Below are 26,256 nucleotides of genomic sequence, written 5' to 3'. Positions count from 1 at the left end.
ATGCCAGTCCATGCCTGGACGGTATGGGTGTAGATCTGGGCGGTCTCGGTCATGCCACTCCTGCTCTCTTGAGGTGGGAGCAGTCTCCCGGCAGGCGGTGGTCATCACGACGGACACGGCCCGTCACGTCGCACTGATAGCCCTGCCGATGTCGTGACCGGGGCGCCGGGTACGGACGAGCCGCTGGCCGGGTGCGGTGGGTCCCGGCCGGGGCGCGCAATCCCCGGTTCGGATCAAGTCCGGGCGAACCGGTTGACCCGCTCGCAGCGCAGGCCTTGGATGGCAGCCTGAGCCGACCAAGGGGGTACGCGTGAAGGCCCGGATCCATACTTCTGGCGACCTGCCGCCCTGCTCACGCTGCCACGGCCCGCTGACGATCAGCGTGGACATGCCGCAGCAGGACGACCAGGGGCAGCCGATCCACCTCGAGCTGTGCCGGGCCTGCGACGCCGGCAAGGAAGCCGCCGACGTTCTGCTGGCTTGGTTCGCCGCCGGCGGCGGACACGACCCCGCACGGTTCGAGGAAGGCGCGCGCCTGCTGATCACCTGGCAGAAAGAAGCCATGGCCGTCCACGGCTGGGTCCTGGCGGCACCCCCGGACGAGGACGACATCACCCGCCTCAGCCGCGAACGCGACCTGCTGCGCACCCGGATCGAGCATGCCGCACCGGACGAACGCCGCCGCCTGCAAGAACGCATCCGGGCCCTGTCGGGCGACCTGGCCGCCGCTTCGGCCCCGGACGGCCCCGCCGTCTTCGGCGACCCGCGGCACATGCCACCGCGCGTGACCCCTCCTGGCCCGCTCTCCCCCGAAGCCGAACAGCGCCTCCGTGACACCTTCGACCGCCTGTCCGCCGAGGAGGCCCACGAACGCGAGCACGGCGACTGACCGACGCGGCCCCCGCCACAGCCGGGCCGAAACGCCGGGCGCGACGGCCACGCAACCTCCCGCTACCGGTCGTCGGCCCACTCCGGCACAGGGGCCCGGTCGCTCATCGCCCGCCGGTGGCACCGTCCTTGGAGCGGCGCGCCGTGCGAGCATCGGGGCTCCGGCCGACCTGCTCGGTCACGAAGTCGACCTCGGCCTCACCGAACGCCGTGCGCACTCCGGAGGGGGTCATGCCGGACGCCTCGGCCAGAACCTCCAGCTTGTAGGGGCGGCTGCCGTGGAACGCCCGCCCGTAGGCCAGCAGTCGGCGGATCTCCGCCTCGGCGGCCCGCCGCCGTGCGCGGGCGTCGCTCAACGCCACCAGCAGCGGATCGGCCTCCAAGCCGTCGGTGGCCGCCTCCAGACCCACCGCCTCCTGCGCGCGCGCCCGTTCGGCCTGCTCCAGCGCATCAGGGAACAGTTCTGGCGGCGTGACGTCCTGCGGCCGCGGCAGCGGATGACGGATCGCTGCGATGTCACCAATCACATCCATAATGCGACCATCGCAAAAAATTGTGCTCGGCGCAATAGGTGGGCGGAGGTCGGAGGTCCGCCGTAGACCGGGCGACTGGCGCGAACTGGGCCGCTTTCTCCGAACCGTGGGCGGCGCCGCAGAACACCGCCATCGGACGGCATCGCCCCTCTTAAGCGATCTTGATGCTGAGTTGGGAGCCCAGTTCCTCGAAGCCCAATGCGGCCGCAACACGTCGGGAGGCGGGAGGGCGCGCGCGCCACTGCGGCAGCAGGCCGGCGGCAAGGGCATGAGCGACCGCAGCTGAGCCCGTCACTCGTGCCAGTCCTCGCCCTCGCGCTTCTGGCGCCGTCAGTACGCTGATCTGGGCCGTTCGTCTCGGCCAGGTCAGATATCCCGCAGCAGCAACCACCTGGTTAAGCTCGCGAACCACGAACGTGGGCGACGTGATCTCGTCCAGAGCAGCCTCGTCAGCGTCCTCCTGCCCAACCCCCTGCTCCAGGATCCGCAAATCCGGGTGATCGGCTGGCAGTTGTTCCACCGTCAACGCGCCAGCTTCCACCGGCCGGAAACTGGCTGGGGACGCATAGGACAGCGCCGCTGGCCCGAGCACCCGAGCCACCGGAAGGACCTCCCGGACCGCGGCGATGTCCACGGCTGCCTCCAGCGGCAGGTTGCCGAGTGCGTCACGAACGATCACGGCGGCACTATCGCTCGGTGCGGTCACGATCGCTGATCCGCCCAGAGCCACCACCCCGACCCAGCCCACCGGGCACAGCCGGGACCGGGGGGAGACCACGACGTTCACACCGCCCGGCGGGGCGAACGACACCGGCACCTGAGCCAGGTCTTCCCAGAGCTCACGGGCTCGGTCCACTAACGCATCCATCAACATGGCGCCGATCCTGCCAGCCGAAGCAAGCTGCTGCCCTGGCAATTAACCAGCGGCGTCGACGAGTAGGTGCTGCCCGGGGGGCGTTTTGGTGCGGGGCTTGGACGTACCCGCTGACCCCGACGCCCTGCGCGACGTCCTCGAAGCCGACATCGCACACCTCCGCCAGCTCTGGCACGGCCGGTAAGGCTGCTCCGGCCACCCGGCCGCTGTACCGGGAGCGGCGCGATGGAGGGAGGCCGGCGGAACGCCCGCGGCCTGGGCATGACGCGTCCCGGCAGACGGTGCACACCCTTGAGTCCACGGACCGCCCTGCGGGCTTTCTGCCGGCGCCGTCGCGGGGCTTGACCATCACACCGGCGTTGCAGCGGCGGGCGAAGGCGGTGACGTCGGCGATCGTCGTGACCGGCTCGAAGCGCGGCGCGGCCAGACCCGCGGCGGCCAGCCGGGTCTTGGCGGCGGCCTTGTCGCGGAACGGGGTGATGTCGGCGACCCGGGGACCGGGGACATTCCAGCGTTCCCGGAGCGCGGCGCCGGTGAGCAGGTCGTACTCGGACATGGACAGGATGCGGTCGACACCGCCCATGCGGGTGCGCAGGTAGTCGGCGGCCCGCTCGACCGCCGCCGTGTCGCTGAGGGAGTCCAGCACGACAGTCCCGGCGGCGTTGGCCGGGATCATCGGCTGGTGGCTGGGGACGGTGACGTAGGCGACCTGGTGGAGGTCGTGATCGATGACGCGGCCGAAGTCGGAGAGTTCGTCGTCCCACCGGTTGATGATCAGGATGCGCACGATGGTCGGTCCTTTTCGCGGATCGGTTCGGGTGGTGGGTCAGGCGGTGGGGCGGAGCCCGGCGCAGGTCTCCATGGCGTGGCCCATCGCGTGCAGGGCGCGGGCGGTGGAAGCGTCGCGGGCGGGGAAGTAGGCGAGCGTGCGCAGCGCCACCGCCGACAGGCCGAGGCTGCGCTTGTAGCGGTAGTTGGCCCGGCCGGCGTCGATGGTGGTGGCGCCGAGGTCGGCCGCCAGGTCCACCGAGGCGAGCATCAGGCCGGTGTAGGTGTGCAGGGTCCGCAGCCGGGTGTAGTTGATGCCTGCGGCCCACAAATACAGACAGTCCCGGTAGTGGAAGGACAGGAAGCCGCCGACGAGGTCGCCGTCGTGTGCGGCGGCCAGCAGCACGGCGCCGGGGATGCCGGCGACCGCGGTGAAGATGTCGACGCCGTACAGGGAGCCGCCGTTCTTGACGGCGGCGGCCTCCGCGAGGTCGGTGAACCGCGGCAGCAGAGGCAGCATGTCCCTGCCGTGCAGGCGGCGGAACGTCAGGCCCTGCTCGATGCCGCGCCGTCGCTGGCGGCGCATCTCCCTGGCGTGCTTGGCCGACGGCACGGACTCCAGGAACCCGTCGAGGGAACCGTGGACGGGCCCGATGTGGGCGAGGTCGAAGAACAGGTCGGCGTCCGGGCGGCAGGCGGCGGTCCACCGGTGGGCGAGGTCGGTGGTCAGGCCGGGCACGACCAGTGCCTGCGCGCCCCACTCGCGGGCCAGGTCCACCCCGGCGCTGACCGCGTACCGGATGGTGTCCGCGCTGGCCGACCCGGCGCCGCCGTACTCGCCGTAGGGCGTGCCGGCGTACACCACGGGCGCGTTGAAGACCGGGCCGGTGGCGGCGTCCCGCTCGACGGCGGCCCAGTACGGCGAGTCTTTGACCAGGTAGTAGGAGACGAGGTCGCCGGGGCCGGTGCCGTCGGTCAGGTGCAGGTGGCGGTGGGCGATGACCGGTTCGGTGGTCACCTGCTCCCACGCGGATTCCCAGGCGCGGCTGGTGGAGATGTGGCGGCCGGGCGTGGTGGGCGGGGCGTCGGCGGCGTGGGCGTACCAGGTGCCGGTGGTGTCGTGGGTGGTGCGCGGTGCGGGGCGGGTGGTGGTGACGGTCACTTCGGACTCTGACGAGTTCAGGCTCGGGGGCGGGCGGCTGGGCGGGTTGGGGGAGGTCGAGGACCTGGCGGTGGCGGCGCAGGCGGCGGGCGGCGCAGGCAGTGACCGTGGCGTGGAGCACCGCGACGGTGATCAGTGCCGTGCCCAGCTGGTAGGCGGGTACGAGGGCGAGGACGGCGCCGCCCAGGGGCATGGGCGCGATCAGCACCAGGACCATCAGCGCGACGGCCGAGGCGAACACGCGGGGCGGCAGCAGGCGGGCTCGGGCGGTGCGTAGCGCGACCATGGCGATGCCCTCGCACGCGGCGAGGCCTGCCAGGGCGGCGGCGTAGGCGAGGCAGGACGGGGCGAGTCCGGCGGCGGCGGCGGCCGCCGCGCCCCCGGCCGCGGCGGCGATCGCGAGGCTGCTCAAGCGGATCCGCTTGAGTAGGCAGGCGCAGGCGGCGGCCGCCAGCAGTACGGCGGCGGCGCTGGCCGTCCACACCGCGCCGGTGGCCGCCTGGGAGTGCCCGAAGTTGGTCACGATCACCGGGGTGGCCGCCTGCAGCAGCGCGGCCATCAGGTTCATGCTGGCCAGCGTGGCCAGCAGCCATGCCAGCGCCGGTAGCGCCTTCAGCGCGGCGGCCCCGCCGTGCAGGCCCCGGCTGTCCGTCTCGGCCATGGGCTGCGACTCCTGGGAGACGGGGTGGGGGCGGGCGGCGACGGTGTGGGCCAGGGCGGCGGCCGTCAGCGACAGCATCGCGATCAGGCCGGGGCCGTACTGCGGGCCGAGCAGCAGGGCGCCGCCCAGGAGCGGGCCGGTCAGGATGGCGCCCTGGTCGATGGCGATCTGTGTGGCCTGAACGCCTGCGGCGCGGGGGCCGGTTGCCACCGTGGCGCCCAGTGACTCCGCTGCGAGGTAGGTGACCTCGGCGGCCACGCCGCAGCCGACACCGACCGCAGCGATCGCCAATTGCCCTGCCCCGGCCGCGTACGCGGCCATGCCAGCCGCGATCAGGCCGCCGCGGGCGAGCGCGGCGACCAGCATCACGGTGCGGGCCGGTACCCGGTCGCCCAGCGGGCCGCCGACGCCGATCGCCAGCAGTCGCGGCAGCCACTCGGCGACGAAGACGATGCCCGCCCAGGCCGTGGAGCCGGTCACCTGGTACACCACGACCGGCGTCACGTACGCCGCGACCTACGTGGCCAGCCCATCGCACGCCCGCAGAGCGTGCACCCGGGCCACCACCGGACTCCACCTCCTCGCGCGATGCGCCCTCGGGGCGGCGGTCGCCATTGCGTTGTGCGCCATGACCGCCGCTCTCAGACCGCTACCGGCACGGAAGCGGCGGGCTGGCGGGTGCGGGTGCAGGTCACCGGGATCGACGTCCTTCAGGTCGGCGAAGCAGAGGCGGGGCGGAGCCCAATGTGCCGCCCTGGCGGTGAGCCTGGTCAGGCCACGGGCCGCCCGGCGCAACGCCCGCCGCCCGGTACCAGGGCCCGGCACGGCATTCGACGCCCGCGTCCCGCCACAAGCAACGCCCCCCAGTTCCGCGTTGCCGGCATCGATCGTGCCGAGTGGAGGCCGTCGCCTTCACCGATGTCCGCACGGACTCCTGTCAAAGAGGCGCCCTCCCCAGCGAAGGGGTGAAATGCGCGGGCCTTCTGCGATGGGTGACGGCTAGGTTGTCGTCGTGCATCCCATCCGGTTCGAGGCCGTCCCACGCCACGGCATCCACATCTTCCACTACCTCCCGGGCGACGACATACCTGTGTCCAGGCACTGGCCAGGGCTGTTCAGAGAATGGCCGCAGAGACAGACACCGTTCTCCGAATGGGCGGTGAACAACAACAACATGGAGGAAGTCGCCGTCTACGTGGGTCTGATCTGGCGCCTCACAGACGGGCTGGCCCGCTATGCGATTCCGACGTACTACCGCGACGACGCCACACAGACGCTGGGACGCGAGCCGATCATGGTGGATTGGGAGTACGACGTCGACGCCGAGCAACTGACCGCCCAGTCGCGGGACAACGGCTTCGTTCCCGGGCGCTCCGCGCTCACGATCCGCCCTCAGCCCACCGCGTGGCAGGTGGAGAACGCCAGTCGCGCGGGCCTGTTCCCGCTGGCGACCCCGCGGGACCTGGTGTCCGCGCTGCACGCCGTGCTCTTCGACGCCTCATCGCAGATCACCGTGTTCGCCATTCCCCCAGGCGCCGAACGCCTCGAGCGCCTCACCGCCGCGTTGCGGGGCCCAGTACGCCCGTCCCTAGGCGACGTCCTCGAAGACGACGGGATCTTCCTCGACCTCACGATCGGCTCCGATCTCGGCAACTACGACTCGATCATCGTCGCCTCGCGTACGGATCTGCTGAGCCCGCTGACCGACCTTGCCGCGGACTGCGGGCAGCGTGTCGAGTCGTACGAGCAGCGGCTGGATGAACTCCGCAGTATCCCTGATTTTCTTCGGGCGATGCCCCAGCTCGCGGGTGTGGATCTGGACGCTTCCTGAGCACGACCCGCTCCTGCAGCGACGGCGAGCGCTGAGCTGTCCGCCCCGCCACAGGAGCGGAAGCTCCCTGCCGACAAGGCTCGGCGGCATACCGGAACGTTGCGGACCCTGTACCGGCTGGTGCTGGGCCCGGGCGGCCCAGGGGTGTCATCAGGGCGCGCCGCGGCCAAGCGGAGCCTGGTTCCCTTCGTGCGGCGACCGCTCATGAGCCATATCGGCATCGCCTTCGTGGGCCCCGGGACGAAGGGAGCCGGACAAACCCGCGTGCACCGCATCGTGGCTGGTCCGCCGCCGTTGCGCTGTTGGAAGGGCGTCTCGCTGGAAGCCGCTCGGATCGCGCTGCCCGAACCGTCACCGGGAACAGTGCGGCATCGTCGTGACCACACCCCTCTCTGTTTGCACGTCAGGCAAGGTCGATGACGGTCGCCAGGTAGAGGAACTTTCCTTCCTCCAGGGAGAGATAGGTGATGTCGCCGACGTACTTCGCGTTCACCACCGCGGCGGTGAAGTCGCGGCCGATCAGGTCCGGGGCCTTCGTCGCGGCCGGGTCCGCGATCGTGGTGCGGTGCCTGCGACGAAGCCGCACTCCCGCGAGATTGATGGTCCGCATCACCCGCGCGATCCGCTTGTGGTTGATCCGCTCGCCCTCCTCACGGAGCTCGGCGGTGATCCTGAGGACACCATAGGTGCCGTCCGATGCACGGCGCACGATTCGTATCCGGGCAGCGAGGCGGGCGTCGGCCACCTGGCGGGCGGCCCGGTCCGCGGCCGTCGCGCGCCAGTAGTAGTAGCTGGAGCGGGCGATGCCGAGGATGGCGCACAGCCGCTTCACGCCGTAGCGGCGCTGGTGGTCGGCGACGAACTGGAAGCGGTTCACCAGCGCGTCTCCCCGGCGAAATACTTGGCCGCCTTCCGCACGATCTCGCGTTCCTCCTCCAACTCGCGGACCTTCTTGCGCAAGGCGGCGTTCTCCGCCTCCAGCGGCGTCGGCGGCTCGGCCGGTACTTCCGCGCGGCGCCCTCGCGGCCGGCTCGCTCCGGCCGCCCGGACCCAGTTCCGCAGGGTCTCGGGATTGATCCCCAGATCGGCGGCAACCTGCCGGATCGTCGCCTCGGGCCGCGACTGGTACAGCGCGACCGCGTCCGCCTTGCACTGCGGCGGATAGTTCTTCATGACCACGAGATGTCCGTTCTCAGATCCTCAGGATCCAGTGTCTCGTGTGTCCAAGATCAGGGGTCAAGGCCCAAATCTTGTAAGACCTTGGCTGGACACACCCGCCCGTGGAAGTTAGGGCCTTGCCTTCTGGGAGGGCCGCATCAGCAGCGCGATCACGAACGAGACCCCGAGGAACACAGTGACGCCGAAACCGACGCCCGATAGCCCTCGTTGCCAGCGCTGATGCATGCAAAGCCCAGACCGCCACAGGCGTCCCGAGCAGCACGGGCCCACTGGCGTTGGGCGGAGTCGCGGACGGCCAAGGCGAGGGAGGCGACGGCGACGGCGACGAGAGCGAAGAGGACCGAACCAGTCGAGTGACCAGGCACCGGCCGATGATGGCACGGCTTACTGATCACGGCCAGAGGTGGCGAGGGTGACCGTGCACGCGACGGCCCCGTAGAGCTCGCGAGACGTCAGAGTCGTTCTCGGTGGGCCCGCCAGAACGTCACTGCCATGAAGATCCCGAAAAACAACATGGCGCCGCGCGGGGCGACCCCGTACCCGGCGTAGTAGGCGGCATTCCAGGCCGCGCCCAGCGAGCCGCAGCCGAACCGGAGCACTTCTTCGTCACTGAGCTTGGGCAAGGACGCCGGCCCCTTCGAGACCAGGCCCGCTTCACCCCGCTCGGCCCACTCGCGCCGCCAGCGCTGTACCGAGCGCACATGCACCCGTAGCACCTTCGCCACCTCGGCGTTGTCGCTACCGGCCGCGAACATCTCACCCGCGTCCAAACAGATCTGCTCGCGAAATGCCCTCCGCTCGGCAGTCAGCCCACCACCCTGCGCGTACCTCATGACCGTGGTGTACCGCGACGATTACCTGTCAGCACCTGGGCCCCGGCCCCGCCCCTGTGCGGCTGCGTGACGGGCTGACTGGCACGAGGCGGCACATCCCCGCGGTACCGCTGACACGAGGTGCCAGACGGCTGTACGTGCCCAACCGAAGGCGTTGCGGTCAGCGGCTTTGAGCCGACGGCTTCCGTTCGGTGCAGGCCCTACGCTCCACTTCCTGCGCGAAATCATCCAGACGCTGCTTGAGCCCACACTGAAGATTTTCATGGGTGCGGCCCTTGTCCCAGGTCGTCACCGTCCCACGGACCGTGCCACCCGCGCAGGTGGCAGTGAACTCGCCCGTCTCGAGCATAATTCCTACCGCCGCTACGAACCGGCCGCGAACCGGGGCGTCCGTGTCATTGATCGTCTTCGACGTGAGGCGTGTGCCCGTCTCTGAAAGGGCAAGGTGCGTGCCGATCGGCTCCACGGCGATCGAGATCTTGTCTTCCAGCGATGCCAGGACATCGGCGGGGCGAACCCCCGCCTCGACGGCCGCGGCAGAGATACGGGCCGACATAGGGCGGAACAGCCTCGGCTCGGGGAGACGTGCCGAGCCGTGTGCCGGAATCTCGATCTCTTCTGTGTCCGAGAGCCCCACCAAGACAGTTCGGTGCACAATGGACTGCCAGGCATAGCCATCGGCGTCGCACTTGGGTGGAGTCGCGTGTGACGGGGACGGTTTCCGGGCTCCGGCGGCGCGAAGGGGGGATTGCTCCTGCGCAGCGCAAGCAGTGAGCAGGACGACGGCACACGTCACCGACACGGCAGATCTCAACGCGATTCCTTGCTCGTACGACGGCCCCCCGGGGCCTGATGGCCGCCCAGTGTGTCAGGACGGACACCGCATTCGTCGGGAGGGGCCGGCGCCGTCCCGCTCAACGTAGCTGGCAACCCCGCGCCCACCGCGGGTTGACAGCTGCAAGGGGCGTTGTGGGGCCTCTGTGCGCGCCCGGATGTGTGACCGTCCACGGTGCAGTCGCTCAGTTCAGCAGGTCGGCTCGGCGCAGTTCGTTCAGTATCCAGCCTGGCGCCTCGGCCGAAGTGATGGCGCCGCCGTTGGAGTGGAGGTCAGCCTCGCGGTGTCGCGCCTTCAGACGGCGGCGCCGCGCCGGCTTCAATGTTGACGATGCGTACTCCATGGCCGTCGCGCCAGTGCGCACCGGCGGGGCCCCGACCTCCCCCCTTGGGGCCCCGCCCCACGCCCCACGACACCTGCACGGGGGCCCGGGTGGGATGGCGCGACTTCTTCGCAAGGAGTGGTCGCCGGGCGGTCGCGGCCGTGTAGTTCGTCGTGTCCGAAGCGGAACACCTCGTAGCCCCGGAAGTTCAGGTCCCGGTCGTCGGCCACCATCGCGGCGGGCTTTTCGCTGTGGGCACGGCTTCGTTGTCGCGGGTGTAGTGCTGGCTGCAACGCAGCGCGGGTCCTGCCGGTGATGCCGATGGCGCGCAGGGCCGCCAGCAGGCCACCGATCGCGGTCAGGACCTACAGGTGCGACGATACGGCGACGATGAGCAGCGTTGCTGGGGCGTGGGCGGTGGCAGGTCGAGTATCCGGGGGCTGCTTCGTCAGCGGAGCTGTTGCGAATTTCCTGCTCGGTGGCGTCTTCGGACTCACGACGCTGTACGAGCGGTGCCGGCAACGCCGTCTGCGACGGCTGGGCTGTCGAACCGGCGCGATGTCGATCTTGCTCTGTGCGTAATGGAAACGGGCGATCTGTTCGCCCTCGGCGGCGTCCACCGCCCGGTCGGGAACTGGGAAGAGACAGCCGAAGAGGCAGGTACGGATCACCAGCGCCAAATATGTCTGGGACCACGGGGACGCCCACGGCGGCACCCGCCAGAAACGCTGGGAGCGGGCCCAGCACACCATCGGTGATGTCCATCCCGCAGCCAGATACACCTTCTAACCCCTGGATGCCTGGTCGCCTGAGGATCTCGAGGGAGCTCAGACGCAGTGAAGGCCCGGTGGACACCGGGCCTTCACTTGTGAGTAGCGGGGACAGGATTTGAACCTGCGACCTCTGGGTTATGAGCCCAGCGAGCTACCGAGCTGCTCCACCCCGCGTCGGTACGGTGGACTGTACGGCATAGATCCCGCTGGGACCGAATTGACTCTCGCCCAAAGGCAGAGCGGGCGCCGGGGGCAGGGCCGCGCGGTCACGGCCGCTGTCTCCCCACTCGCCCCGCAGCACTCAGATCTTCAGCAAGGTCACCAACCAGATGAGGCCAGCGTGTGCGCGAACTCGGGAGAGGAAGCCATAACCTCTTGTTCCTGATCGACCGACACGGCACCGCCCGCCAACTTGGAATCGGGCTTTCTCGCAGGAACCCGTGCTCACGGAAACGCGAAACCTGCACACCGGCGAACTCGGCGTGCTCGGCAGCTTCCTTCCGCAGGACTTCGACGCGGTGACGGCCGGCCTGACCCTGCCCTACAGCTCAGGCGTCGTCGAAGGTCACGTTTGCCGTGTGAACTGCTGAAGACGAGCATGTACGGACGCGCAACATTCGCTCTGCTGCGGGCACGCGTTCTCGCGAGACCCTGAGCCCGGTCCAGGCTAGGCCGGCCCTACCGCCTTGCCTGACCTGCGGATCGGCGGGCCCAGAACCTTGGCGAGCTCCGTGGCCGCGACGTCGAGAAGTTCCTGACCGAACAGGCAGAGAGACTCTTCCCAGGGGTGTCCGAAGCTGCCGAAACGGAAGTCCTCTGTAAGGAAGATGAAGTAATCCCCGTCGGGATACGGGCTCAACGGCCAGGCCGGTTGCCCAGGACCGCCCACCTCTTGCGGCGCGAAGCGGTACGACGGGTGCTGCCAGTCGAGGGCGAACAGAGTGCCCGACGGGCCCACGCAGGAGGACAGTCCTTGCTCGACGACGGCGACCAGGCGGTCCAGACGCTCGTAGTCAGGTTCGTCGGGAAGCGTCGCCAGACTCCATGTGACCGATGCACTGGGCTCTTTGATGGCCGGCCACTTGGACGGACTCGTGCTCGGCTGGAAGCCGAACTGTTCGTAGAAGCGGTCCCAGACACGGCGGTCCTCAGCCTCAGACAGCTCTATCACACGTTCGTCCACCACCTGTCGATCGTACCGTCCGGCCAGCAGACAGGGTGCTGAGAGATCGTTCACGCGGACAGAACCAATGCAACGAGCCTCATCACCCCCACATGCTGTCTGCCCCGCACCGCTTCCCACCCAGTTGCCCCAACCAGCACCCGCGCGCACCTGTCCCAGGGTCACGAGCGCAGCAATCATGAGGGACGGTAGGGATCACTGCACGGCGTAGGCGACATACAGGGCACCGAGGGCGACGGCGAGCGTTCCCAGCGTCAAGCGCAACGCGCTCTCGGGCAGTCGAGACTGAAACCGGGCGCCGAGGTGACCGCCGATGAGGCCGCCGAGCCCACAAGCCTCCTTCTCCCCCGCGGGCCACTTGGCCAGCAGCCCGCACGCCGGCAGGTCGACACCCTCGGTGGCCTGCCGGATCTCACGCCCGGCGGGCCGGATCCGCAAGACAACCTACGACGCATGACCAGTGAACCCGGGCGGTCGGATCGCAGGGAGAACGTCATGTTCGACGCGGTGAGCAACCACGCCTGCGGACCTCGGGGCGTATCCCGCGCTGACCGCGACGGCACACCACGCAACAAGTACGTCACCGCTGCGCACCAGTGCGGTCTGGGAGGCGCCAAAGCGTAACGCCGTGCCGCATCGTGGGGTCGGTCACAACTGACGGGGGGATGCGGCAATGGAGTTCACTGCCGGTAGACGGATACGGCAGACCGGGCGGCGTTTCCTGGGCGTCGCCGGCGTCGGGCTAGCGGCAATGGCGGCGTGGTTCGTGGCGGAAGGGCGCCCCGACCACCTCACGGACCTTGCGTTTCCTGTGCTTGCCTGCGCTGTGTGCGTGCTCTTGGGAGTGGTGCAATTCGCCCGGCTGCAAAAGCCGTTCCGGCTCGTCGTTGACGAGTTCGGAGTGACGACGTACGACGCGGCACTGAGCTGGGCGCAGATCGAGGCTGTCGCCCTCCGCTACCCGGAACCGGTGTACGGCGAGGACGGAACCAGCTATCCCGCTCCGCTGCTCACCCTCCGGCCCGTCGCGGGCGTCACGTTGCCACGCAAGCCCGATCCGACCCGCGACGGACGGCTGCGGTACACCCTGCTCCACACTGACAAGCTCGATCAGGGTATTTCCGAGCTCACGGATGCACTGGCGTACTACGGGGGTGAACGGTTCGAGACGGTCCCCTTGTCCGTGCGGCCTCCTGCTCCCCCCGTCGTGGCCGACGCGGCGTGGAATGTTCCCGGTGGCGAGTGCGTGTTCCTCGGGCGGGAGCCCAACGGGACTCGGTTCTTGACCCGGCTCGGCGTCGCCTGCGTCACCACTGTGCCTGCCGGTGTAGTGGCAGCCACGTCGGCCGGTCACTTCGGAACGTTCTGGGCCCTGTGGGGCTGGGGCACCGTGATTGCCTGGGGGATGACGATCCACTCCTTCCGACGCTGGAGGCGGCCTCTTCGACTGCGGATCGGGCCAGGTGGCATCGGGATGCGTGAGTACGCCACCTCCGAGTTCTACGTCCCTTGGTCCAAGATCGCCGCGGTTGTCTTCGAGACCCGCCCCGGCATCTCGAAGCAGACCGTCCAACTGACCCTCCTGCCCGTCCCCGGCGCCGACCTCGGCCGGGATCGCACGCACCTCATCGACGGCCACCAGGCCTATGCCCTGGTGCGCCTCGACCGCCTGCATGACGGGGAACACGCAGTCGTTCCCGCCCTTGAGACCTATGCGGGCGAACGCTTCAGCCACTGACCGAAGCGCGGATAGCAAGCCGGGGCCCCCACCGCGACAGTCCCCCTCACGGCCACACCACACGCCGGCCCCGTCTGCGTCGGACACCCAGCACGCAGCGGACGAGGCAAGGCTGACGCAGAGCCCCGGCCGCACCGATCCCATCGAGCCGGCCGGGACCCCGCCCTCGTCGGCCCGGCAACCGCTCCGGTACGAATCGCCATCGACGAGGTCGTCTCGTCCTGCGGGTCGACCACGGCGCGCTCGCGCCTCCGGCGTGGGGCATCGGAACGTATGGGCGACGTGCCGATGGGACGGCGGCATCGACATCGAGGTGCGTTCCGGCTCGAGGCTGCGGATCATCCAGCAGAAGTACTACCGGGACGGGTTCCCTGTGTCGTCGTTCAAGGGGCTGCAGACCTCGATCAGGCGGTCGTTCGCCCGGGCGATGGCGCACGCCCCGTACGAGTGGGTGCTGGTGGTGCCGTGCACCCTGTGCCCGAGCGAGCAGGCGTTCGTGGACGCCCTGGCGGCCGGGCGCGGCGTGCGGGTCAGGGTGATGGACCGGGCCGAGCTGGATGACCGGATGGCCGCGCACCCGGACCTGGTGGACTTCTTCACCCGGGACCAGCTGATGGAGAAGGCGAAGGTCTTCAGCCAGGAGCAGGCCGTGCTGCCGGGCGGGGAGCGCGACCTTGCCGAGCGGGTCGCCGCGCTGGGCGCGGTGGCCGACGGCATGGATGATCACTGGACGGTGGACTTCTCCCGCTCCGGGGACATGGTGGTGCACACCCTGCGGGCCAAGCATCCGCGTGCCCATGAGGTCAGCCCCATCACGTTGGAGCTGAAAGGCAGGCCGGGCGGGATGGACGCGGATCTGACCGCCACGCTCACCAGGACGCTCGGCTTCGGGCTCGCCGAACAGGTCGTGCTGCCCGCCGAGGCGATCGCGTCGCTGACCGTCAACGGGCCGCAGTGGCTGGCCAAGACCCTGACCAACGTGGAGGTGGTCTGGCGGCCCGCCGGGCCGCTGCCCGGGGCCGGCGCCCCGGCGGAGCTGGCCTTCCACGACGAGCGCGGTGCCACCGTCGCGCCGTTCGCGGGGCAGGTGAACGGCCTGCGGAGCGGCAGCATGGGCCGCTCGGTCGACGTCGACCTGCACGACAGCCGACTGCAGCTGCCGCTCCCCCACGACCTGGACCGCCCTGCCAAGCTGAACTTCTCCTTCTACCTGGCCGGAGCCACCCCCGCCCAGGCACTCAAACGGCTGAGGCTGCGTCCCAGGCTGATGTCCGACGGCACCTCCGCTCCGACCGCCGACGGCAACGACGCCGACGGGGGCCAACTGGCGGCCGCGAGCACCAGCGAACGCGACGAGCTGGAGCAGCTACGGCTGTATGCGCAGGACCTGGAAGTCCTGCAGCAGCACTGCGAGCAGGACTTCCCGCTTCCCAACGACATCACGGCCGCCGAGCGGATCGCGCTGCGCGTGGCCCGGCTGGTCATCGAGGGGCACTGCGTCATCTCCCCGTTCGCCCGCATGCTGACCGTCACCCTCGACGGGCGAGGACCACCCAGCACTGCGGGCAGCCCTCAGCGGCGAACCCAGTCAGTGCGCGTCCTGGACCCGCAATTCACGCTGACCCTGGCCGGGCGCACCCTGTCACTCGGCGAAGTGATGGCCTTCCACACCCAGGTCGTCGCCGAAGACGGTCCCGCTGCCCTGGCCGCCCTGGACGCAGGCCAAGCCGAAGGCCGACGCGTGGCACTGCCCCCCATCGACGGGCAGCGCTACCGGCTGTGTCGGCGAAACCTCGACCCGCACCGGCCATTGGTACCCGTCCCGCTCGAACTGCCCGGATACCCCGGGCCGCACTGAATCGCAGACACCAAGAGCCGAACCCTGACGGTGATCACCTCCCGGGCGGCGGTGAGCTACGCCCTCACGTGTGGTGCGGGCCTGCGTGACGCGCACCCAGGCGCAGTGCACACTCAGCCGGCAGTTTGGCGCCTGGTCCCAAGTGGTGGCGCCCGCCGCCCACTCCTGATTGCCGCGTGAGACCAATGCCTGGGAGGCATTCGTATAGGCCATGCTTCAGCTGCGCGGATGATTCCGCTGCTGCCTGGCACCAGGCCCCCCGATTACTCGGGGGGACTGGTGCGGCACGGAAGGGTAATCCGCGAATGGCATCCGCGCCTCTGGCCATGTGGCCTCAGGTGAGACTATCGACGCTCATGGCCAGGACGGCCGGTGGGGTCAATCGTCGACCGGCTACAGGTGCGCCGCATCACATGCCAGTGAGCCGGTCACGGGTGTGCTGGCCCTGGACCGATCTCATAGCCGCCGGGCTGCTGATGGGCGATGTCGACGCCTGCGTGTCTTTGACGGACTCCGGGATCGGTGACAGGTACCGTCGTCCTCGTCGCCCATTAAGACGTCGGTCCCTTGTTGCAAAACCTCAGGCACCTCTGGTCGAGAATCCCCGGTCCGGTGGGATCGGGGTATGCGATATCTCCCGCGCGTCAGCAACGGCGACTGCCATGAAGCGATGCCTCACGCGAAGGAGAAAAGCCATGCCGTCCGGTGCCACTGGGCCCTCTTCGGCCCCTGCTCCGCTGGGGAGTTGGGTGGCTCCCGATTATGAGGTGGTCGCAGAGTTCGGCGACCTGATGCCTACGGGCGTGACCGTCACGGACGAGGGGCGAATCTTTGTCTCCTTCCCGCGGTGGGGCGACGACGTTCCCTACACTGTCGCCGAAGTGGTGAACGGAGAGGCTGTCGCCTATCCGAACCGTCAACTCAACGAATGGACCGATGGACCCTCCGGCGACAATCTCGTCTCCGTGCAGAGCGTCATCACCGATCCGATCGGCCATCTTTGGCTTCTCGACACGGGCAGCCACGCGTTTGCCCCCTGGGTGGAGAACGGGCCCAAGCTGGTGGAGGTGGACCCCGCCACGGATCAGGTGGTCCGCGTGGTTCGCCTTGACGCGGAGGCACTGAATCCGACCACGTACCTCAATGATGTGCGCTTCGATTTCTCACGTGGTTCCGGCGGCTACGCCTACGTCACGGACTCACAGCCCGAAGGCGCCCTGATCGTGGTGGACCTCGGCGCGGGAAGGAGCTGGAGCCGACTGCGGGGACACGAGTCCACCAAGGCGACCGAACAGTTCCGCGCGATCGTCCAGGGAATTGTCCGGGACAATTACGCGGTTGGCGCGGACGGCATTGCGATCAGTGCGGACGGGAGTCTGCTCTACTATTGTCCGCTGTCCGGCCGCCGACTGTACAGCGTACCGACCAGCGCGTTGACCGATCGCTCGCTGAGCGACGAGCAGGTGGCGGCGAGTGTGGTGGACCTCGGTGACAAGGGTTGTTCCGACGGGCTGGAGACGGACACCGCCGGCAATCTTTATGCCACCGCGTATGAGCACAGCGCTGTCCTCAAACGGGACCCCACGGGCGTTTGGTCCACGGTCCTACACGGTCCGGAACTTTTGTGGCCGGACACGCTGGCGGTGGCCGCCGACGGTTACCTCTACGTCAGCGTGAACCAGCTCCCGAGGACGCCACTCTTCAACGACGGCGTCGACTTGCGGATCCCCCCTTACCAGATCGTCCGAGTAAATATCGGCGCGCAGCGCATCCGGCTGACCGCCGCTGGCTGACGGGATACGGTCGTCATGAAGACTCCGTCCGACGCCATCGCGTAAGTTCCCGCGTTTTCTTTGAGCAGCGGTGACGTCGAGGACGGCGGCAAGGTGCAGCTTGCTCAGGCAAGCGGAATGCTGGGGGCGGGGGGATCTGACGTTTCGCCTTAGCTCAGCTCGTCGGGATTTCCGCAAGGAACCAAAAGCTTCGCCGTCGCTGTTCACGACCCCACTGCGTCGACGGCCAGTGGATTCTGGCACTGGGCCGTGACCGACATCCCCGCCGCGCTGAACGACTTGCCGACCGGCGCCGGCGACGCGCCAGGGTCGGGCGTCCCCGACCCCGGCTGGCAGCTGTTCTACGAGTCGGGAGGGATCGCTATATGGGCACGGCTCCGCCGCCCGGCGGCAGTCAGCACACGTGCCACATCGTCGTCCACGCGGTCGATGTGGCGACGCTGGGCCTGGACAGGTCCGGCAGGCCCGCTCTCCTCGGCTTCGACCTGGCTACGGACACCTTCGCGCGCGCCGTCATCAGCGCGGGATTCACCGTCGCCGGCTGATCACCGCGGTCGTTCATGCCGGCCATCGGTAGGGCTTGTCTGGTTCCCGGACGGAGCACACCTCGCGGCGGGGCGAATCGTCCCCCGAGGGGCTCACCCGCGCTCTCCCTGCTGCTGCTTGCGGGCGCGCAACAGATCCTCCATACGGATCAGCCGGCGCTCCAACTCGTCGAGGTCATTGCGTGTCGCACCCACTTCTCCCCGCCGAAGTACGACGACGAGGCGGCCGTCCGGCTCCAGGCGCGAGTGGGCGACGCTGCTGATCTCGCAACCGGTCTGTTTCCGTACGGCGTCGCCGAGTTCGTCGGAGCGCAGCCCCAATCGCCTGACCGCGGACGCGACGGGCTTGCCGTCCTCGATGACCGTGGTCGGTGTTCCTTCCAGGACCCGGGCGGCACGTGTGTCGACTGCGAGCCACCGGTTCACCGCCGCATTGAGGGCGACCAGGGTGGCCGCTCCGATCGCCCCACCCGTAAAACTGTTGTCATCGCCGATGATCGCGTTTTGGACGACGTTGGACAGCAGAAAGATGACGACGAAGTCGAAGGCGTTCAGATTTGCCAGTCCGCGCTTTCCGGTAAGGCGGAAGAGCATCAAAATAAGAGCGTAGACCAAGACGGTCCGCGCTACCTTTTCGGCAACCGAGATATGTAGTTCGAAAATATCCTGCCACATATCAAGCGCCCCTCCTGGTGATCCGGCCGTCGTCTTGTCGGTGGTGTGCGGTGGAACGCGCTGCACGCGGGAGGCCGGTGCCGGCGGCCCTGCTGCTCGGGGCACGCTCGCGGCGGACTGCGCCGGCACCGGTCCGACTCAGCGCGTGACGACGACCTTTCCCGTCATACGACCCGACTCGACCAGTCGGTGGGCCTCGCGCATGCCTGCCGCGGAGAAGTCGTTGACGGACGTGGTGAGGGTGGTCCGCAGCCGCCGGTCGTCCAGCAGCGTCGCCACCGTTTCCAGCAGCCTCTTCTGCTCGATCATGTCGTCGGTTTGGTAGATGCTCCGGGTGAACATCAACTCCCAGTGCCAGGCGATGCTCTTGGCCTTGAGCGGCAGCAGGTCAAGTCCTTCGGGCTCGTCGATGGCGGTGATGTGCCCGAAGGGCCGCATGATCTGGGCGAAGGCCTCGATGTTTCCTCGTGAGTGGGGGCTGAACAGGTGGTCGATTCCCTTGGGGGCCACCTCTTCGACGGAGGCGACCAGGTGGTGGTGGTCGACGATCTCGTCCGCTCCCAACTGCCTCACCCACGACTGGGACTCCGGACGTGTCGCCGAGACCAGGACGCGTACCCCGGTGAGCTCCTTCGCGAGCTGGATCATGATCGAGCCGACCCCGCCCGCCCCGCCCAGCGACAGGAGGGTGCCGGTGGAGTCGGCGTTCAGCCGGAAGCGTTCGAAGAGGGTTTCCCACGCCGTGATCGTGGTGAGGGGCATGGCGGCGGCTTCGGCGAATGTCAGGGAGACCGGTTTGCGGGCGACGATCCGCTCGTCGACCGCGTGCAGGTCAGCGTTGGTCCCGGGACGGGTGATGTCGCCGGCGTACCAGACCTCGTCACCTACGGTGAGTGTGGTTGTCTCCGGACCGACGGCTTCCACTACGCCCGCCGCGTCGTAGCCGAGGATCCGCGGCTCGGCGGTGGCCTGCAGGCCGATCCGAGTCTTCACGTCGGCCGGGTTCACGGAAACCGCCTGCACGCGGACCAGCACGTCGCGGGGGCGCAACCGCGGTACCGGCACCTCGACGTCCTGGAGGCTCTCCTGGTCATCGACGGGGAGTCCCCGGTACGAGGCGATCGCACGCATGGTGGTCGAGCTCATCGTTGTCTCCTTCACAAGGGGGGCCGGTCGAGCCGGATGACCCCTCTCCATCATTGGTCCTGCAACGGTCGTACACGTCCAGCGACACAGAGCTGTCCGTGCTCGGGACGCTTTTCAGGCGCCGCGGTGGGAGCCCCGGCCGGCCGTTGCGACGGCCGGCCGGGGCCGCTGATCCCGGGTCTGCTCGCGGCGGCTGTCCCGCGTCGTCAGCGGGAGGTGCGCGCGGCTTTCTCGATCTCTGCGGTGACCACGGCGGGATGCGACACCGGCATGTCGTGAGCCGAGTCGACCACCCGGTACTCCGCGCCGGCCCGTTGGGCCATCCACCGCTCGGCGGCAGGAGCGATCGCCCGGTCCCGCGATCCCACAAGGGCGTACTTCGGGACCGAGGCCGGGGCCGCGTCCCGTACCGGCTCCGTCATGGCGGCAATCGTCAGGGGGCGTTGGCCCGCGGCGGCCACGGCTGCCTTGTCGGCCGGGAGATCCCCGGCGACCACGGCGCGGAAGCTGGCGGGCTTGATCGTCACGTCGGGGCCGTCGGCGTGGTCGACGACCGTGATCGTGTCCGGGCCGAGGAGGCTGCCCGGGAACTTGGCGTTCAAGCCCTGAAGCGTCTCGCCGGCCTGCGGGATGAAGGCGTTCGCGTAGACGAGTGCCTTGATGTTCGGGGTGGTCGCCGCCACCTGGCTGATGAGCAGTCCGGCGTAGGAGTGCCCCACCAGGACCACCGGTCCGTCGATCGACCGTACGACGTCACTCACGGCGGCCGAGTCACCGGCCATGCCGCGCAGTGGGACGGCCGGCGCCAGGACGTGGTAGCCGTCCCGCTGGAGACGGGCGGTGACGCCGCTCCATGCCGAGGCGTCCTCGAACGCGCCGTGCACAAGAACCACCGTGGGCTTCGGGTCCTCGTGCGGGTGCCGCGCGGGGGACCCACTCCCGGCATAGGCGGCTGTGGTGCCTGTCGCCGCTACGACCGCTGCCGCTGTGGCGGCCCAGGTGGCAGCCCGGCGTATGCGCATTGTTACTCCCCAGTATTTTCGTGGCGGCCGCCTTCTTCGCGGAGGCTCGCCAAGGGCGTCACGGCGTCCAATCAGGACCGCCGGCGTGCTCTCCATGCTTCGGGTGGCGGCTCGGCCGACGCATCCGTCGGATGACCGCGACGCGGAGGCGTCGGCGAGTGACCAGTCGGACCCAGTCATCGAGCGGCATCGTGGCGACGCCGGGCCGACTTGGGCAGAGGGCCTCGTTTGAGCGACGGCGCCCGCGCGCGGGTGTACTGGTTCGGAGCTGCTCACGGCTGGGGAAGGCGTGGGTGGGTGGCCTTCCCCGGGTCGATCCCCACCGTCGGCCCCGTCCGGACCGGCGTCCTCCTGCCGCCCGGTGATCAGACAGAACTGTGCGGAAAGAGGCAACCCGCGAGTCCGCGTGCTGCCTAGGCTCGCCAGGTGATGTGCCTGGCTGCGGCGCGCGCCCCCGCCCCCTCGGAAATCCAGGGAGAGGAGCGGCGTGCGGACGGTCCGTCCTTGAACGGCCGGTGTCTGACCGCTGGTCCTTCGGGGCGGCGGGGTGGACTTCCGTCGTCGCCGTCCAGGACAGCGATGGGAACGAGGTCCGATGGAGTACGGCCAGCCATGCGTCGGCGGAGCCCGCGGCCCCCTGGTCGGGCGTGCCGACGACGTCCGGCGCATCAGGGCGCTCCTCGAGCCCGGCACCGGTCAGGCGCTAGTGATATCCGGCGAGGCGGGCGTCGGGAAGACCGCCGTTCTCGACGCGGTCGCCGCAGCCATGGCAGCGGCCGGGACGAGGGTGCTGCGAGCGGCCGGAGCGGAGTTCGAGGCGGACATCAGCTACGCGGGCCTCAACCATCTGCTGTTCTCGCTGCGCGGTGCGCTCGGCGGACTCGATGAGATTCACCGTGAGGCCTTGACGGTGGCTCTGGGACTCGCCCGCGGCGCTCCTCCGGACCGGCTGCTGGTGTGCAACGCGACGCTGATTCTCCTCCAGGAGGCCGCTCGCAGCGGCCCGCTGCTGCTGGTGGTCGACGACTTCCCCTGGCTCGACCGGGCCAGTCGGGCGGTGCTCGGTTTCGTTGCCCGCAGACTCGGCGGAAGTACGATCAGCGTCCTCGGGGCGGCTCGTACGTACGTCGGTGGCTCCGAGGGCGCCGGGCTTGTGGAGTACGAACTTCCACCGCTGACGGACGAGGCGGCTGACGCCCTGATCCTCGGCCGCTTCCCCGATCTGCCCCGACCCGTACGCAGCCGTCTGTCGAGCGCCGCGCGGGGGAACCCCCTCGCGCTGCTCGAACTGCCCGCGGCGCTGCGCAGCACCCAGCGCACGGCGCAGGAGGAACTGCCGGCCGTGCTGCCGCTGGGCAAGCGGCTGCACGACCTGTTCGTACGGCGTGTGTCCCGGCTGCCTGCCCCGTCCCTGCGGTTGCTGCTCCTCGCGACGCTGGAAGGGAGGGGCGATCTCGGGGTCATGCTGGCCGCTGCCGGCCTCCAGGACGGGACGATGGACCTGGACGCCCTCGCCCCGGCTGAGCGAGACGACCTCATCGACATCGACCACTTCAGCGGCCGACTGATCTTCCGACACCCTTTGATCCGTTCGGGCGTGGTGGCGGCGTCGACCAGCGCCGATCGCCGCTCGGCCCACCAAGCCCTCGCCGCTTCCCTTCCGCGCCACCCGGAGCGGCAGGCCTGGCACCTGGCCGAGGCGTCCGTCACTCCGGACGAACAAGTGGCGGGCCGCCTGGAACAGGCGGCCCGGCTCATCATGGGACGCGGTGACGCCGTGGGTGCCGTGAAGGCGCTGACGCGCGCCGGGCATCTGAGTCCGTCCGACACCGACCGGGCCAGGCGCCTGGCCGAGGCCGCGTACATCGGCGCGGACGCTGCCGGCGCCCTGAGGGCGGCGTCCGAACTGCTGGAGGACGCGCGGCAGGCAGACCCGAACCTCGGCGCATCCCTGCGAGCTGCCTCGACCGCGGTGATGCTCGTCCTCAACCGTGACGGCTCCGTCGACACCGCGCACCGGCTCCTGGCCGGCGCCGTGGAGGCCGGCGGACACCTCTACGACGCCGGTGATGAAACGCTCGTCGACGCCCTGCACCTGCTGGTGCTGGTGTGCTTCTTCGGCGGCCGCGAGGAGCTGTGGGCACCTCTCTACGCCGCTTTGGACCGCCTGCGACCGGGCGTCCCCGAGCTGCTCTCCGCGGTCATGCAGACCTTCGCCGACCCGGCCCGCACGGCTGCGGCTGCACGGCGGCAGGTGGGCGACATGCTCGGCCGACTCCACGACGCGTCAGACCCCGCGTACATCGTCCGGGCCGGCTCGGCCTCTCTCTACGCAGACCGCCTGGGTGATGTGCGTGACGCCTCTTGGCGCATCGTGCACCAAGGACGCGACGGGGGGCCGGCTCGCCGGCACATCGGCGGTCTGATGCATCTGTGCCTCGACGACTACCTGACCGGCAGATGGGACGAGGTCCTGGACCTCGCGACAGAGGGCACCGCCGTCTGCGACGATTCCGGGTACGACTTCTTCCGCTGGTACTTCGAGTACTGCCGGGCGATCGTCGCAGCGGCGCGCGGTGACGTCGACACCAGCGGCGCCCTCGCGGACCACATCACGCAATGGGCGCTGCCCCGAGGCGTACTGGTCGCCACCGACTACGCCAACCACTGCAGGGCGACGGCGGCCCTCGGGACCGGCGACTTCGAGAGCGCCTTCCACCACGCCGAGGAGATCAGTCCTGCGGGCACGCTCGCCTCCCACCGCCCCCACGCCGTCTGGGTGGTCATGGACCTGGTCGAAGCGGCGGTCAGAACGAACCGGCTGGAGAAGGCCACCGCGCACGTGCGCGCCGTACAGGAATCCGGCGCGGCCGGCATCTCCCCCCGGCACACCCTGCTCACCCTGGGCAGTGCCGCCTTGTGCGCTCCTACGGACGACGAGTCGCTGGCCCTCTTCGAGAAGGCACTCTCCGTACCGGACCTCGTGCGCCGGCCCTTCAACACCGCTCGGGTGCAACTGGCCTACGGCGAACGGCTGAGGAGGGCGCGCGCGACCGTCGAGGCCCGTAGGGCGCTGAAGTCGGCCACGGACACGTTCCGGCAACTGGGGGCACGGCCGTGGGCGGAGCGGGCGGCGAAGGAACTACGCGCGAGCGGCTGGACGCAGGCGCGGACCGCCGCGCCCGGGGCGCAGCTCCTCACCCCGCAGGAGCTGGAGATCGCGCGGCTGGCGGCCTCCGGCCTCACCAACAAGCAGATCGCGGCACGCCTGTTCCTCTCACACCGCACGGTCGGCTCTCACCTCTACCAGATCTTCCCCAAGCTCGGTATCGGTTCCCGTGCCGCCTTGGGCGACGCGCTCGCAAAGGCCATGCCCGACGACTGACCTGCCCGGCAACCGACGCCCTCCGGCCCGGCGGGTCGACGACTGAAGGGACGACTGATCGGCGCGGCGGCGGCGCGGACCACGCCACCGTCGTTCGACCGATGCAGGCCAGACCGGTCCACGGCGAAGGTGTGCTGCGGGAATCGCCGCCGCGGAGGCGGCTGCGCCACGAGCCCACCCGACACACCGGCGGCCGTGGCCGCCATCCCCCTCATCCAGCGTCAGGAACGACAAGGAGCACGACATGCCCCACATCACGGTGGGCCGGGAGAACACGGCAGACATAGAGATCTTCTACGAGGACCAGGGAAGCGGCAGGCCGGTACTGCTCATCCACGGCTTCCCCCTCGACGGAAGATCCTGGGAGAGGCAGACGGCGGCACTGCTGTCGGCCGGACACCGCGTCATCACCTACGATCGGCGCGGCTTCGGACATTCGAGTCGACCCGCGACCGGCTACGACTACGCCACCTTCGCCGCCGACCTCAACGCGCTGCTGGAAGCCCTCGACCTGTCCGACGTTGCGGCGGTCGGGCACTCCATGGGCACCGGCGAGATCGCCCGCCACCTCGCGACCGCGGGCGCCGCGCGAATCAGCAGTGCCGTCCTGATCTCCCCACTCCTGCCGTACCTCGTCATCACCGACGACAACCCCGACGGCGCAGGACCGGCCGCGTTCTTCTCGGGTGTCTCCGCCGACGTGGCGGCGGACCGCTACGCCTTCTACGCAGGGCTGTACCGGGACTTCTTCAACCTCGACGAGAACCTGGGCACGAGAATCAGCGCAGAGGCGCTCCGCCAGTACATGAACGTCGCCGCCGCCGGTGGGGCGCAGGCCGCTGCGGCGGCGCCGCTGACCTGGCAGACCGACTTCCGCGACGACGTCGACGCGATCACCGTACCCACCCTGATCCTGCACGGCACCGGCGACCGCGTCCTGCCCATCGACGCCACCGCGCGACGCCTCAGGAAGGCCTTGCCGGCAGCTGAGTACGCCGAGATCGACGGCGCGCCCCACGGCATGACGTGGACCCACGCCGACGAGGTCAACGCCGCCCTGCTCGACTTCCTGGCCAAGTAGCCACCCCTCACACGATGCCGAAGCCGCACGGGCCGTGAGCCCGCGGTTCGGAAGGAAGTGCCATGATGGACCCCGTTCACCCCGTCCCGGTTTACCGCCTTCACCAGGACCGGACCGTCAGGCCCGTCGTCCTGGAGGCCGCCGCCGCGGCCTTCGCCGAGACGACGTCCCGACAGCCGTTCCTCCACCAGTTGCCCCCGGCCCAGGGCCGGGCCGCCGTGGAGCAGGCACAGTCGGGGGAAACAGCCAAGCCCGAGACCGACGAGGAGTGGATCACCGTCCCCGGCGGACCGACGGGAAGCGTCCGAACCCGGATCGTCCGCCCGAAGGGAGCCACCGGGACCCTGCCCGCCATCCTCTACCTGCACGGCGGGGGATGGGTGTTCGGCAGCGCGTACACCCACGACCGCCTCGTCCGCGAACTGGCGGCCGGCACCGGGGCCGCCGTCGTTTTCCCCGAGTACGACCGCTCACCCGAGTTCCGCTTCCCCGTCGCGATCGAGCAGAACTACAGCGTGGCCCGCTGGGTCGTCACCGACGGCGCGAAGGTGCGGCTGGACGGCTCCCGGATGGCCGTCGCGGGCGACTCTGTCGGCGGGAACATGGCCGCAGCGCTCACCCTCCAGGCGAAGGAGCACGGAGATCTCCCCCTTCTGGCCCAGGTGCTCTTCTACCCGGCGACCGATGCCAGCTTCGACACCCCCTCCTACCATCAGTTCGCCAACGGCTATTTCCTTACGCGTGAGGCCATGGAGTGGTTCTGGGACCAGTACACGATCTCGGAGGACGATCGGGCACGGATCACCGCCTCGCCGCTGCGCGCCACCACCGAGCAGCTCGCCGGCCTCCCGCCGGCTCTGGTCGTCACCGGTGAGGCCGATGTCCTGCGAGACGAGGGCGAGGCGTACGCCGCCAAGCTCCGCGCCGCAGGCGTCCCCGTCACTGCCGTCCGGTTCCAGGGCGCCATCCACGACTTCGTGATGCTCGACGCCCTGCGCGGGACCCACGCCGCCGACACTGCCATCGCCCTCGCGATCAGCACACTCGGCAAGGCGCTGCACACCGGCTGACCCAGGTCCGGCCGCGTGAGGCGCCCACTCCGGGCGGTCCGGGACCGGCCCGTTCGGCGCTCCCCGTCAAACGGGCCGGTCTGTGCGCCGAGCGGGGAACG

At 69.6% G+C, this 26,256-nt stretch carries 22 protein-coding genes, 1 tRNA gene and 3 pseudogenes; 11 read left to right on the top strand and 15 right to left on the bottom strand.

The genetic code is table 11. From position 1 onward, the window contains the following. Positions 1–310 precede the first annotated feature (310 nt). Entirely contained in the window at positions 311–889 is a 579-nt protein-coding gene (locus tag ACZ7MY_RS37355; RefSeq protein WP_499609237.1) for a DUF6300 family protein, read from the top strand. A gap of 103 nt (positions 890–992) precedes the next feature. Here ACZ7MY_RS37355 and ACZ7MY_RS37350 read toward each other — a convergent pair whose 3' ends face one another. The 5 genes and pseudogenes from ACZ7MY_RS37350 to ACZ7MY_RS37330 all read right to left on the bottom strand — a co-directional run. Continuing rightward, complete coding sequence (locus ACZ7MY_RS37350) at positions 993–1,421, bottom strand: hypothetical protein (RefSeq protein WP_499609234.1); 429 nt, start codon at positions 1,419–1,421, stop codon at positions 993–995. Positions 1,422–1,572: 151 nt separating this feature from the next. Next, entirely contained in the window at positions 1,573–2,295 is a 723-nt protein-coding gene (locus ACZ7MY_RS37345) for a GNAT family N-acetyltransferase (protein ID WP_499609232.1), read from the bottom strand. Next, complete coding sequence (locus tag ACZ7MY_RS37340) at positions 2,261–3,082, bottom strand: ATP-grasp domain-containing protein (RefSeq protein ID WP_499609229.1); 822 nt, start codon at positions 3,080–3,082, stop codon at positions 2,261–2,263. Before ACZ7MY_RS37340 ends, ACZ7MY_RS37345 begins: the two co-directional genes overlap by 35 nt. A 39-nt stretch (positions 3,083–3,121) precedes the next feature. Next, a complete protein-coding gene (locus tag ACZ7MY_RS37335) occupies positions 3,122–4,225 on the bottom strand; it encodes a GNAT family N-acetyltransferase (protein ID WP_499609226.1) in 1,104 nt (367 codons plus the stop codon). Positions 4,226–4,493: 268 nt separating this feature from the next. Next, positions 4,494–5,366, bottom strand: a pseudogene (locus ACZ7MY_RS37330) (MFS transporter); the annotation flags it as partial. A gap of 679 nt (positions 5,367–6,045) precedes the next feature. Between ACZ7MY_RS37330 and ACZ7MY_RS37325 the strand changes: the two are divergent. Then, positions 6,046–6,717, top strand: coding sequence for a hypothetical protein (locus ACZ7MY_RS37325; protein WP_499609223.1), 672 nt, complete (start codon positions 6,046–6,048; stop codon positions 6,715–6,717). A 403-nt stretch (positions 6,718–7,120) separates the two neighbouring features. Here ACZ7MY_RS37325 and ACZ7MY_RS37320 read toward each other — a convergent pair whose 3' ends face one another. The 5 genes and pseudogenes from ACZ7MY_RS37320 to ACZ7MY_RS37300 form a co-directional block, all read right to left on the bottom strand. Next, positions 7,121–7,594 (bottom strand): IS3 family transposase, encoded by a 474-nt coding sequence (locus tag ACZ7MY_RS37320; protein WP_499609220.1) that lies wholly within the window; start codon positions 7,592–7,594, stop codon positions 7,121–7,123. Next, positions 7,591–7,890, bottom strand: a complete 300-nt coding sequence (locus ACZ7MY_RS37315; RefSeq protein ID WP_499609335.1) for a transposase — start codon at positions 7,888–7,890, stop codon at positions 7,591–7,593. The genes ACZ7MY_RS37320 and ACZ7MY_RS37315 overlap by 4 nt, the downstream gene beginning before the upstream one ends. Before the next feature lie 611 nt (positions 7,891–8,501). Further along, a pseudogene (locus ACZ7MY_RS37310) lies at positions 8,502–8,729 on the bottom strand (helix-turn-helix domain-containing protein); the annotation flags it as partial. 160 nt (positions 8,730–8,889) lie between these two features. Continuing rightward, positions 8,890–9,285, bottom strand: coding sequence for a hypothetical protein (locus ACZ7MY_RS37305; protein WP_499609218.1), 396 nt, complete (start codon positions 9,283–9,285; stop codon positions 8,890–8,892). 1,474 nt (positions 9,286–10,759) lie between these two features. Further along, positions 10,760–10,833: transfer RNA gene (locus ACZ7MY_RS37300), tRNA-Met, on the bottom strand. A 266-nt stretch (positions 10,834–11,099) separates the two neighbouring features. Between ACZ7MY_RS37300 and ACZ7MY_RS37295 the strand changes: the two genes are divergently transcribed. Continuing rightward, complete coding sequence (locus ACZ7MY_RS37295; RefSeq protein WP_499609215.1) at positions 11,100–11,249, top strand: hypothetical protein; 150 nt, start codon at positions 11,100–11,102, stop codon at positions 11,247–11,249. Between the two features lie 77 nt (positions 11,250–11,326). Here the strand turns inward: ACZ7MY_RS37295 and ACZ7MY_RS37290 are convergent, their stop codons facing one another. Continuing rightward, positions 11,327–11,845, bottom strand: a complete 519-nt coding sequence (locus tag ACZ7MY_RS37290; protein ID WP_499609213.1) for a DUF2716 domain-containing protein — start codon at positions 11,843–11,845, stop codon at positions 11,327–11,329. Positions 11,846–12,037: 192 nt separating this feature from the next. Continuing rightward, positions 12,038–12,280 carry a hypothetical protein gene (locus ACZ7MY_RS37285; RefSeq protein WP_499609212.1) on the bottom strand — a complete coding sequence of 81 codons (243 nt, stop codon included), beginning with the start codon at positions 12,278–12,280 and terminating at the stop codon, positions 12,038–12,040. Positions 12,281–12,515: 235 nt separating this feature from the next. Between ACZ7MY_RS37285 and ACZ7MY_RS37280 the strand changes: the two genes are divergently transcribed. The 5 genes and pseudogenes from ACZ7MY_RS37280 (at position 12,516) to ACZ7MY_RS37260 (ending at position 17,776) form a co-directional block, all read left to right on the top strand. Then, the gene (locus ACZ7MY_RS37280; RefSeq protein ID WP_499609210.1) at positions 12,516–13,580 is read left to right on the top strand and encodes a hypothetical protein; all 1,065 of its coding nucleotides are present in this window, start codon (positions 12,516–12,518) and stop codon (positions 13,578–13,580) included. Positions 13,581–13,836: 256 nt separating this feature from the next. Further along, entirely contained in the window at positions 13,837–15,438 is a 1,602-nt protein-coding gene (locus ACZ7MY_RS37275; protein ID WP_499609207.1) for a hypothetical protein, read from the top strand. Between the two features lie 749 nt (positions 15,439–16,187). Continuing rightward, complete coding sequence (locus ACZ7MY_RS37270; RefSeq protein WP_499609204.1) at positions 16,188–17,231, top strand: L-dopachrome tautomerase-related protein; 1,044 nt, start codon at positions 16,188–16,190, stop codon at positions 17,229–17,231. A gap of 213 nt (positions 17,232–17,444) precedes the next feature. After that, positions 17,445–17,492: pseudogene (locus ACZ7MY_RS37265) on the top strand (hypothetical protein); the annotation flags it as partial. Between the two features lie 104 nt (positions 17,493–17,596). Then, positions 17,597–17,776: a hypothetical protein gene (locus ACZ7MY_RS37260; protein WP_499609201.1), complete on the top strand. Its 180-nt coding sequence runs from the start codon at positions 17,597–17,599 to the stop codon at positions 17,774–17,776. 93 nt (positions 17,777–17,869) lie between these two features. On the opposite strand, the gene ACZ7MY_RS37255 is transcribed toward ACZ7MY_RS37260, so the two are convergent. The 3 genes from ACZ7MY_RS37255 to ACZ7MY_RS37245 all read right to left on the bottom strand — a co-directional run bounded on the left by ACZ7MY_RS37255 (position 17,870) and on the right by ACZ7MY_RS37245 (position 20,619). Continuing rightward, positions 17,870–18,451 carry a DUF421 domain-containing protein gene (locus ACZ7MY_RS37255; RefSeq protein WP_499609198.1) on the bottom strand — a complete coding sequence of 194 codons (582 nt, stop codon included), beginning with the start codon at positions 18,449–18,451 and terminating at the stop codon, positions 17,870–17,872. Positions 18,452–18,589: 138 nt separating this feature from the next. Then, the gene (locus ACZ7MY_RS37250; RefSeq protein ID WP_499609195.1) at positions 18,590–19,597 is read right to left on the bottom strand and encodes a zinc-binding alcohol dehydrogenase family protein; all 1,008 of its coding nucleotides are present in this window, start codon (positions 19,595–19,597) and stop codon (positions 18,590–18,592) included. Positions 19,598–19,803: 206 nt separating this feature from the next. Beyond that, positions 19,804–20,619, bottom strand: a complete 816-nt coding sequence (locus tag ACZ7MY_RS37245; protein WP_499609192.1) for an alpha/beta fold hydrolase — start codon at positions 20,617–20,619, stop codon at positions 19,804–19,806. A 595-nt stretch (positions 20,620–21,214) separates the two neighbouring features. Between ACZ7MY_RS37245 and ACZ7MY_RS37240 the strand changes: the two genes are divergently transcribed. The 3 genes from ACZ7MY_RS37240 to ACZ7MY_RS37230 all read left to right on the top strand — a co-directional run bounded on the left by ACZ7MY_RS37240 (position 21,215) and on the right by ACZ7MY_RS37230 (position 26,155). Then, on the top strand, positions 21,215–24,004 hold the full coding sequence (locus ACZ7MY_RS37240; protein WP_499609190.1) for an AAA family ATPase: 2,790 nt from the start codon (positions 21,215–21,217) through the stop codon (positions 24,002–24,004). Positions 24,005–24,248: 244 nt separating this feature from the next. Next, positions 24,249–25,085 carry an alpha/beta fold hydrolase gene (locus ACZ7MY_RS37235; RefSeq protein WP_499609187.1) on the top strand — a complete coding sequence of 279 codons (837 nt, stop codon included), beginning with the start codon at positions 24,249–24,251 and terminating at the stop codon, positions 25,083–25,085. Between the two features lie 62 nt (positions 25,086–25,147). Then, positions 25,148–26,155, top strand: coding sequence for an alpha/beta hydrolase (locus ACZ7MY_RS37230; protein WP_499609184.1), 1,008 nt, complete (start codon positions 25,148–25,150; stop codon positions 26,153–26,155). Positions 26,156–26,256: the final 101 nt, after the last annotated feature.

Source organism: Streptomyces sp. NPDC111520, assembly GCF_055635295.1.
Note: the sequence above shows the minus strand (reverse complement) of the source record. Positions and strands in the feature narration are given on the sequence as shown.

Coding starts and splice junctions, on each gene's coding strand:
- ACZ7MY_RS37260 (WP_499609201.1), top strand. CDS start 17,597: ATGGGCACGGCTCCGCCGCCCGGCGGCAGTCAGCACACGTGCCACATC.
- ACZ7MY_RS37305 (WP_499609218.1), bottom strand. CDS start 9,285: ATGTCGGCCCGTATCTCTGCCGCGGCCGTCGAGGCGGGGGTTCGCCCC.
- ACZ7MY_RS37230 (WP_499609184.1), top strand. CDS start 25,148: ATGATGGACCCCGTTCACCCCGTCCCGGTTTACCGCCTTCACCAGGAC.
- ACZ7MY_RS37250 (WP_499609195.1), bottom strand. CDS start 19,597: ATGAGCTCGACCACCATGCGTGCGATCGCCTCGTACCGGGGACTCCCC.
- ACZ7MY_RS37350 (WP_499609234.1), bottom strand. CDS start 1,421: ATGGATGTGATTGGTGACATCGCAGCGATCCGTCATCCGCTGCCGCGG.
- ACZ7MY_RS37245 (WP_499609192.1), bottom strand. CDS start 20,619: ATGCGCATACGCCGGGCTGCCACCTGGGCCGCCACAGCGGCAGCGGTC.
- ACZ7MY_RS37255 (WP_499609198.1), bottom strand. CDS start 18,451: ATGTGGCAGGATATTTTCGAACTACATATCTCGGTTGCCGAAAAGGTA.
- ACZ7MY_RS37345 (WP_499609232.1), bottom strand. CDS start 2,295: ATGTTGATGGATGCGTTAGTGGACCGAGCCCGTGAGCTCTGGGAAGAC.
- ACZ7MY_RS37280 (WP_499609210.1), top strand. CDS start 12,516: ATGGAGTTCACTGCCGGTAGACGGATACGGCAGACCGGGCGGCGTTTC.
- ACZ7MY_RS37240 (WP_499609190.1), top strand. CDS start 21,215: ATGGAGTACGGCCAGCCATGCGTCGGCGGAGCCCGCGGCCCCCTGGTC.
- ACZ7MY_RS37235 (WP_499609187.1), top strand. CDS start 24,249: ATGCCCCACATCACGGTGGGCCGGGAGAACACGGCAGACATAGAGATC.
- ACZ7MY_RS37315 (WP_499609335.1), bottom strand. CDS start 7,890: ATGAAGAACTATCCGCCGCAGTGCAAGGCGGACGCGGTCGCGCTGTAC.